Annotated in this window: 8 protein-coding genes; 6 read left to right on the top strand and 2 right to left on the bottom strand. The window is 71.9% G+C overall.

The genetic code is table 11. The features are described 5' to 3' along the window. The 3 genes from DMH12_RS35335 to DMH12_RS35325 form a co-directional block, all read left to right on the top strand. The coding region (locus tag DMH12_RS35335) for a hypothetical protein (RefSeq protein ID WP_125495403.1) at positions 1–614 on the top strand (614 nt) is incomplete at its 5' end. Between the two features lie 219 nt (positions 615–833). After that, positions 834–1,202 (top strand): hypothetical protein, encoded by a 369-nt coding sequence (locus DMH12_RS35330; RefSeq protein ID WP_125495402.1) that lies wholly within the window; start codon positions 834–836, stop codon positions 1,200–1,202. A gap of 114 nt (positions 1,203–1,316) precedes the next feature. After that, on the top strand, positions 1,317–2,402 hold the full coding sequence (locus tag DMH12_RS35325; RefSeq protein WP_125495401.1) for a GNAT family N-acetyltransferase: 1,086 nt from the start codon (positions 1,317–1,319) through the stop codon (positions 2,400–2,402). A gap of 27 nt (positions 2,403–2,429) precedes the next feature. Here the strand turns inward: DMH12_RS35325 and DMH12_RS35320 are convergent, their stop codons facing one another. Both DMH12_RS35320 and DMH12_RS35315 read right to left on the bottom strand, forming a co-directional pair. Beyond that, positions 2,430–3,854 carry a Gfo/Idh/MocA family protein gene (locus DMH12_RS35320; protein ID WP_125495400.1) on the bottom strand — a complete coding sequence of 475 codons (1,425 nt, stop codon included), beginning with the start codon at positions 3,852–3,854 and terminating at the stop codon, positions 2,430–2,432. A 169-nt stretch (positions 3,855–4,023) separates the two neighbouring features. Continuing rightward, a complete protein-coding gene (locus tag DMH12_RS35315; protein ID WP_122619237.1) occupies positions 4,024–4,869 on the bottom strand; it encodes a GntR family transcriptional regulator in 846 nt (281 codons plus the stop codon). Positions 4,870–5,095: 226 nt separating this feature from the next. Between DMH12_RS35315 and DMH12_RS35310 the strand changes: the two genes are divergently transcribed. From DMH12_RS35310 to DMH12_RS35300, 3 genes are read left to right on the top strand one after another with little or no spacing between them, the layout of a single operon-like run. Further along, the gene (locus tag DMH12_RS35310) at positions 5,096–6,361 is read left to right on the top strand and encodes an extracellular solute-binding protein (protein WP_125495399.1); all 1,266 of its coding nucleotides are present in this window, start codon (positions 5,096–5,098) and stop codon (positions 6,359–6,361) included. A gap of 36 nt (positions 6,362–6,397) precedes the next feature. Beyond that, positions 6,398–7,381 (top strand): carbohydrate ABC transporter permease, encoded by a 984-nt coding sequence (locus DMH12_RS35305; RefSeq protein ID WP_185832735.1) that lies wholly within the window; start codon positions 6,398–6,400, stop codon positions 7,379–7,381. Then, the gene (locus DMH12_RS35300; RefSeq protein WP_125495398.1) at positions 7,378–8,241 is read left to right on the top strand and encodes a carbohydrate ABC transporter permease; all 864 of its coding nucleotides are present in this window, start codon (positions 7,378–7,380) and stop codon (positions 8,239–8,241) included. Before DMH12_RS35305 ends, DMH12_RS35300 begins: the two co-directional genes overlap by 4 nt. Positions 8,242–8,262: the final 21 nt, after the last annotated feature.

The following is an 8,262-nucleotide window of genomic DNA, read 5'->3' as shown; positions in this document are numbered from 1 at the left end:
CCGCTCCCCCGCGCCACTTCCCCCGCCCGCTTCCCGGGGTCGGGCCGGTCATGCGGGACCTGCTCCCGTCCGGCACGCGGCAGGCCCTGGTGGTCACCGGCGAGTCGGAGACGTCGTCGCAGGCGCGGGTGGTGCTCTACGAGCGGGATCCCGCCCAGGGCTGGCGGGCGGTCGCGGGTCCCTGGTCCGCGCACAACGGCCTGCGCGGCTGGACCGACGACCACGAGGCGGGCGACCTGCACTCACCCATCGGTGTCTTCGGGCTCAGCGACGCGGGCGGCCGGCTGCCGGACCCGGGCAGCCTGCTCCCGTACGACGAGGATCCGGAGTTCGCCGTGTCGGGCACCGGGCATCTGGGCGAGCCGCTGGAGGGGTCCTTCGACTACGTGATCGCCATCGACTACAACCGGGTGCCGGGCACCACCCCGCTGGACCTGACCCGCCCCGAGGGGGAGGACAAGGGCGGCGGTGTCTGGATCCACGTGGACCACGACGGGCCGACCAACGCCTGCGTGTCCCTGAGCGAGGAGCACATGCGCGCGTTGCTGACCGCCGTGGACCCGGACAAGGAGCCGGTGGTCGTCATGGGCCCGGAGGAGGTCCTGGCGCGGTAGCGCACCCCGCGCGCGTCCACCCCGCGTAGACGCCCGGTGCGAGAGGGCAACGGAGCACGACGTCACCGGAGCGGGCCGGACGGACCGGTTCGGGCGGTGCGGTCTTGACGGGACGGAGCACGGTCGGCCTACTGGAGAGCCGACTGGGTGTATGCGGGGGACCGGCCCCATGCCGGCCCGCGGTCCGCCCCGGCCGGGACTGAGGTCAGGAGTGCGACAGTGCGGCGTCGACGGGCAGCGGCGGCAGTCCTGCTGGCGTGGGCGCTGCTGTATCTCCTCACCCCCCGGCCGCCGGTGACCGCCGAGGCGTCCGCGGAGCGTGCGGCGGTCACGGTCGCCGTGGCGGCCGACACCGCGGGGGAGTCCGGCCCGTGCGAGGAGGACTCCCGGGACCGTCACGTCGCCGTCCGCGCGCCGAGGGCCGCGGGCACGGCGGGCGCCGACGACGGGGACGCCGCCCGCGCCCCGGCACCGGCCCACGCCGCCCGGCAGGACGGTACAGCGGCCGGCCGTCCGTTTCCGGCCTGCGGGAGGGTGACCGACGGGGGCGCCCGGGGCGTGGCCGCACTGCAGACGTTTCGCTGCTGAGCGAGGCGGTACCGAGCAGGCCTGCGCCGCGCGGCCCGGGTGACCACCCGCCGCGACGCGGTGTCCAGCAGGCCGTCGTGTGTCCTCTGTTCCGACGACGCAGGAGGCTGGCGCGTGTCCGGTAAGCGCATCGACGTGATCGGGCCGGGGCGGCTCGACGCGGACGACCACAAGATCTGGCGGGAGATCAGGGCCGCCTCCCGAGCAGCGGCGAACCCGTTCCTGGACCCGGCGTTCACCACCGCCGTGGGGCTGGTCAGGCCGCGGGCCGAGGTGGCGGTCCTGCGGGAGGACGGCGTCCCGGTGGGGTACTTCCCCTACGAGCGGGGCTTCGCGGGCCAGGGGCGGGCCATCGGGCTCGGGGTGTCGGACAGCCAGGGCGCCGTACTGCGGGACGGCATCCGTCTCGACCCCCGCACGCTGCTGCGGGCCTGTTCGCTGTCGTCCTGGGAGTTCGACAACCTGGAGTCGGACCAGGACATGTTCCTGGCGCACACGGCCGAGGCGCTGGCCTCGCCGGTCGTCGACCTGGGTGACGGCTTCGACCGGTACGCGCGGGCCCTGCGCACCGGGTCGCCCGGGTTCCTGAAGCAGACCCTAGCCAAGGAGCGAAGACTCGCCCGGCAGGTCGGCGAAGTCCGCTTCGTGTACGACGAACAGGACCCCGCGGCGCTGCGCACACTCATGCGCTGGAAGTCCGCGCAGTACCGGCGCACCGGCCGGCGCGACCGGTTCGCGCAGACCTGGATCACCGGGCTGGTGGAGCTGCTCGCCCGGAGCGAGGACCCCGGGTGCCGTGGTGTGCTGTCGGTGCTGCACGCCGGCGGCAGGCCGGTGGCCGCCCACTTCGGGCTGCGTTCGCCGACGGTCCTGTCCTGGTGGTTCCCGGCGTACGACCGCGCGTACGGCAGGTACTCCCCCGGGCTTCTGCTGCTGTTGCGGATGCTGGAGGCGGCGGCCGCGGACGGGATCGGGACAGTGGACCTGGGCAGTGGGCCGGCCCGCTACAAGGAGTCCTTCAAGACGCGGGACCTGCGGGTGTACGAGGGTGCGGTGGTGCGTTTCGGGCCGGGCGGCGCCGTCCACCGGATGCGTCGGGATCCGGTGCGGGCCGCCCGGCGTTTCGTGCGGGACCGGCCGCGGCTGGCGCGCACCACGACCCGGGCGCTTCAGGAGCTGGGCCGGGTGCGCGACCGCTGACGCGGGCCGGGGATGCGCGGCGGGGGTTCAGCGCACGGGCGGCATCTCGGTGGGCGTCGAGTCGAGGCCGGGCCTGCGCTCGCGCCAGGCGCCCCGGGTGAAGTCGGGGATCTCGACCGGGCGGCCGCCCCGGGCCAGGGAGGTGACGCTCAGCGGGACCGGCGCGCACCAGGCGGCCGAGTCGTAGACGTCGATGTCCGGCACCAGCCCCACCCGCATGAGCTGGACCAGGCGCCACTGGAGGACGTAGTCCATGCCGCCGTGACCGCCGTTGTTCGCGGCGTCGTCGCCGACCTTCTGCCACAGCCAGTGGTCGTACTCCTTGCGGTAGGCCTCGAAGTCCCGCCAGGTGTGGCCGCTGTGGTCCGGTTCGACGTAGATCCGGGCGCCGGTCGGGGCTGCTCCGGCGTAGTCCTCGACGATGCCCCGGCTGCCGGCGAGGGTGTTGATGCGGCTGTACGGGCGGGGCGAACTCACGTCGTGCTCCGCCCGGATGGTCCGGCCCCTCGCGGTTTCGATCATGCAGGTGACCAGGTCACCGTTGATGTAGTTCTCCTTCCAGGAGGGGTGGTCCCGGGGGACGAAGCGCGCACGGTAGTCGGCCAGGCCCTTCGGCGCGGTCGAGGTGGCGGTCAGGGTGGCCATGCGGTCGCCGCGGTTGACGTCCATGGCCGCCGCGATGGGCGCCAGTCCGTGCATCGGGTAGAAGGACGCGGTGCTGCGGGTGTGCCAGAGCCGGCGCCAGGAGTCGGTGTAGTAGGTGTCGGAGAAGAGGAGTTCACGCAGGTCGTGGAGGTAGCCTCCGTGTCCGTTGGTGATGTCTCCGAACAGGCCGTCGTGGGCCGCCTTCAGCATGGCCAGCTCGTTGCGGCCGTAGCTGCAGTTCTCGGACAGGAGCAGGTGCCTGCGGGTGCGCTCGGAGGTGTCCACGAGGTCCCACAGCTGGCGCAGTTCGGTCGCGACGGGGAGCTCGACCACGGCGTGCTTGCCGCTGAGCAGCGCCGCTCTCCCCTGCTCGTAGTGGAACTCCCACGGCGTGGCGATGTACACGAGGTCGATGTCGTCGCGCCTGAGCATCCGGACGTAGGAGTCGGCCGAGCCGCCGTACTCGGCGGGGCGCGGGTGGCCCTTGGCCGCCAGCCGGTCGGCGGCGCTCTTGGCGCGGTCGGCGCGGATGTCGCAGACGGCGGTCACCGTACAGCCGGGTACGGCGGCCCAGCCGGTGATCATGCCGCCGCCCCGGTTGCCGAGGCCGATGACGCCGACGCGGACGGTTCTGTGGGCCTCGAAGGGCACGCCGATCATCGACTTCTGGCCGGGCCGGCGGCGGGGCGGCGCCGGCTCGGCCGCCGACGCGGACGGCGCGGCCGCGGTCATCCCGGCGGCGGCCGCTCCGGTGGCGACGGCGGAGCCCAGCAGCAGTCGGCGTGAGACAGCGGGCTTTTCGGACATGACGGCAACACTCCTCGTGGGCGGTCGGCTGCACGGTGGGGGCGCGGACGGGCGTTGTCGAGCACTGTCGGGGCATGACTCTGCGACGTCAGCCCTGACATGTCAATACGTGCTCGATACAAAGCCGTTCCGAGCATCTCCGCGCACCGGAGGGATGCTCGCCTCGCGTCTACATGCCGTCCTGGACCACTCCGCGGGTCGAGAGCGTGACGGGGTCCTTGGTGGTGAAGTCGCCGGGCGGGATGCCCGGATGATGCCCCTGGCCCGGGGGCGGGGCCTGGTCGCGCGGACCCAGGGTGAGGCGGGAGACGATGCGGTAGCGGTCGCCCCGGTAGAGCGAGTGCACGTACTCGACGGGGCGGCCCAAGGTGTCGGTGGTCAGGCGCTCGAAAAGGAGCGCCGGGGAGAGTTCGGGGACGTCGAGGAGGTCGGCCTCGGCCCGGGTGACCACGGTGGGCTCGATCGACTGGACGGCTTCGCTGACCCGGACGTCGTGCCGCTCGGCCAGGTGCGCGTACAGGTCGCCCTGCTCCAGTTCCTCACTGGTCAGGTCCGAGACGAGGTCGGCCGGTACGTGCAGGTACTCGATGGCCATGGGCGCCCCGTCGACCAGCCGCAGCCTGGCCACGTAGTGGATCCGCGCCGCCGGCGACATGCGCAGCTTGCGGCCCACCCGGGCGCCCGCGGGGAGGGTGCGCACCTCCAGGAGCCTGCTGGTCCAGGCGCCCGCGGCCTGCGGGAGGCTGAAGGCCCGCCGGTCCGAGACCAGTTCCTGGGTGATCTTCTCGGCGGCGACGAACATGCCCCGGCCGTGCTCGCGCACCAGCAGTCCGGCGACCACCAGTTCGTCGACCGCGGCACGCAACGTGGGCCGGGACACACCGAGTTCGGCACACAGGGTGCGTTCGGAGGGGATGGCGTCCCCCGGGCGCCGTTCCTCGACGAGTTCCAGGATCGCGTCGCGGACGCGCTCCCGCTTGAGCACCGCACCGGAGGCGGCGGCGTCGATCTCCATGCAGTACTCCCGTAACTGGTCTGCTGGTCAGCCGAGCTTACCTGTCCACCTCGCTCGTGATCCAGCCACCCGTCAGGCCTCCACGGCTGAAATCCCGTACATACGCGAGGGGTTGACGCCCTCATTGGTCCATGCCACCTTCGACCAACGCCGACTGGTAAGCCCTGCGCCCCTTACTGGTCAAGTGTGGGTGCGTCGTCCCTTCCAGCTCTCCCAGAGGTGAACCGTGAAGTACCGCTCCCTCGCCCTGTTCTGCACGCTGGTGCTCGGTGCCGGGCTCGCCGCCTGTTCCTCCGGCGACTCCTCGGACGGCGCCGGGTCCGGCCGGACCGCCCTCGACGTGTGGCTCATGCGTGACAGCGTCTCGGCCGGCTTCCAGAAGGAGTTCGAGACGGGCTTCGAGAAGACCCATCCCGGCATCGACCTGAAGATCCAGATCCAGGAGTGGGAGGGCATCGGCGAGAAGGTCACGGCCGCCCTGGCCAGCAACGACGCGCCCGACGTCATCGAGGTCGGCAACACGCAGGTCGCCCAGTACGCCCAGAGCGGCGGCCTCACCGACTTCTCGGACCGGGTGGACGAACTGGGCGGCGGCGACTGGTTGAAGGGGCTCGCGGAGCCCGGATCGTACGACGGGAAGCAGTACGGCATCCCCTACTACGCGGCCAACCGGGTCGTCATCCACCGCACCGACCTGTTCGAGAAGGCGGGGGTGGACCCCGCCTCGATCAGGAGCAGGGACCAGTGGATCGCCGCCACCCGCAAGCTCGACGAGGGCGGCACCCAGGGGATCTACCTGCCGGGCCAGAACTGGTACGTCCTGTCCGGCTTCGTCTGGGACGAGGGCGGCGACCTGGCCGTGAAGTCGGGCGACGGGTGGAAGGGCGGCCTGGACAGCCCCGGGGCGCTGCGGGCCATGGACTTCTACCGGCGCCTCCAGACCCTCGGCAAGGGCCCCAAGGACTCCGACGAGTCCCAGCCGCCGCAGGCGGAGGTGATGGCCAAGGGGCAGGTCGCCCAGATCATCGCGGTCCCCGGCGGCGCCAAGGTCATCGAGGAGAAGAACCCCCAACTCAAGGGAAAACTCGGCTTCTTCCCGATCCCCGGCAAGACCGCGGACCGGCCCGGCGCGGTCTTCACCGGCGGTTCCGACCTGGTCGTGCCGGCCGTCGCCGCGCACCAGGAGGAGGCGTTCACCTTCATCCGGGAACTGACGGGCGACGCCTGGCAGAAGAAGCTCGCGGTCGCCATGAGCTACGTACCGAACAAGACCACGCTGGCGGACGCCGTCTCCGGCGACCCGGGCACCGCGGCCATGGCGGCCGGTGCCGCGAACGGACACGCCACCCCCAACACCCCGCAGTGGGCGGCGGTCGAGGCCAAGAACCCGGTCAAGGAGTACATGACCGCCGTCCTCACCGGCGAGGACGCCGCGTCCGAGGCGGCGAAGGCGTCCCGGACCATCACCGACACCCTCAACAGCGGCTCCTGACCGCGACCCCGACGACCCGAGGGAACAGGAGGCGCCGTGTCGACCGTCCGTGAGCGGAGCGTGCCGCGCGAGGCAGCCCGTCGCCGTCCGCCCGCCCCGTCCGGGCCCGCGCGGCGCCGCGGCGGGGCGGGCCGGGGCTCGCCGTGGCCGTACCTGCTGATCGCGCCCGCCGTGCTGGGCATGCTCTACCTGCTGCTCTATCCGCTGGCCCGCGCGGTGCTCATCTCCGTGCAGGACTTCCGGCTGCGCCAACTCATCCTGGGTGATGCCGAGTTCGTGGGGCTGCGCAACTACCGGACGCTGCTCGGCGACCCGGAGTTCTGGGAGGTGGTGCGCCGCACCTTCGTCTTCATGGCGGTCTGCGTGGTCGCGATCATGGTCCTGTCGACCCTGGTCGCGCTGATGACCGAGCGGCTGGGCAGGGTGGCCAGGACCGTGGTCCTCAGCTCCCTGGTCCTGGTCTGGGCGGTCCCGGTGGTCGCGGCCACCACCGTCTTCCAGTGGCTGTTCCACTCCGAGTTCGGCATCGTCAACGAGACCCTGACCGGCCTCGGCCTCGACTCGTACGAGGGATACACCTGGTTCGCGCACGGCGGCACCGCGTTCGCCATCGTGGTGGTGCTGATCGTCTGGCAGTCCGTGCCGTTCGCGGCGATCACGCTCTACTCGGCGCTGGTCACCGTGCCCGCCGAGCTGTACGAGTCGGCGCGGATGGACGGCGCGGGCGGCACGCGCGTCTTCCGCTCCGTCACCTTCCCGCTGATCCGGCCGATCTTCATGCTCGTCCTGTCGCTCGAGGTCATCTGGACGTTCAAGGCGTTCGTGCAGATCTGGGTGATGACCCGGGGCGGTCCCGGCGAGGCCACCACCATCCTGCCGGTGTACGCCGTGCAGACCGCGCTGGCCGGGCAGCGCTACGACCTGGGGTCGGCCGCCTCGATGCTCACGGTGCTGCTGATGAGCGGCGTCCTCGTCCTGTACTTCCGCCAACTCTTCCGTCAGGAGGGTGAGCAGCTGTGAGCACCCCGCACCCCTCGTCGCAGCGCGCGCCGCGCCGCGCGCTGCGCCGCCTCCCGCTCAACGCGGCGGCCCTGCTCACCGTCGTGGTCTGCCTGTTCCCCGTGTACTGGATGGTCACGACGGCCCTCAAACCGTCCACCGACATCCAGTCGTACGACCCCCGGCTGATCCCCGGCGCGTGGACGCTCGACCACTTCCGGCGGGCCGTCGGCGCCGACGGGTTCGCGCTGTTCTGGCGCAACAGCATCCTGGTCACCCTCAGTGCCGTGCTCCTCGCCCTGCTGGTCGCCCTCGGCGCCGCCTACGCCGTGGCCCGGATGCGCTGGCGCGGGCGCCGGCAGTTCATGCTGGCGGTGTTCATCGCGCAGATGGCGCCCTGGGAGTCGCTGATCATCCCGATCTACATCATCTCCCGCGACACCGGCATGCTCGACCGCCTGCCGACGCTGACGCTCGTCTACTTCATGATCACACTGCCGTTCACCGTGGTGGTGCTGCGCGGCTTCATCGCGGGCATCCCGCCCGAACTGGAGGAGGCCGCGCAGGTCGACGGGTGCACCCGGGGCGCCGCCTTCCGCAAGGTCGCGTTCCCGCTGCTGGCGCCCGGTCTGATGGCCACCTCGCTGTTCGGCTTCATCACCGCCTGGAACGAGTTCACCTACGCCAACTTCCTCATCATCAAGCAGCAGGACAGCCGGACGCTGCCGGTCTGGCTCTCCTCGTTCCAGTCGACGTTCGGCACCGACTGGGGAGCCACCATGGCGGCCTCCACCCTCTTCGCCCTCCCCGCGCTGGTCGTCTTCCTCGCCCTGCAACGCCATGTGACGGCCGGGCTCGCCTCGGGAGGCGTCAAGGGCTGACCCGCACGGCCCTCCCCGCCC

The sequence above is a fragment of the Streptomyces sp. WAC 04229 genome, assembly GCF_003947455.1.
GTDB lineage: Bacteria > Actinomycetota > Actinomycetes > Streptomycetales > Streptomycetaceae > Streptomyces.
Note: the sequence above shows the minus strand (reverse complement) of the source record. Positions and strands in the feature narration are given on the sequence as shown.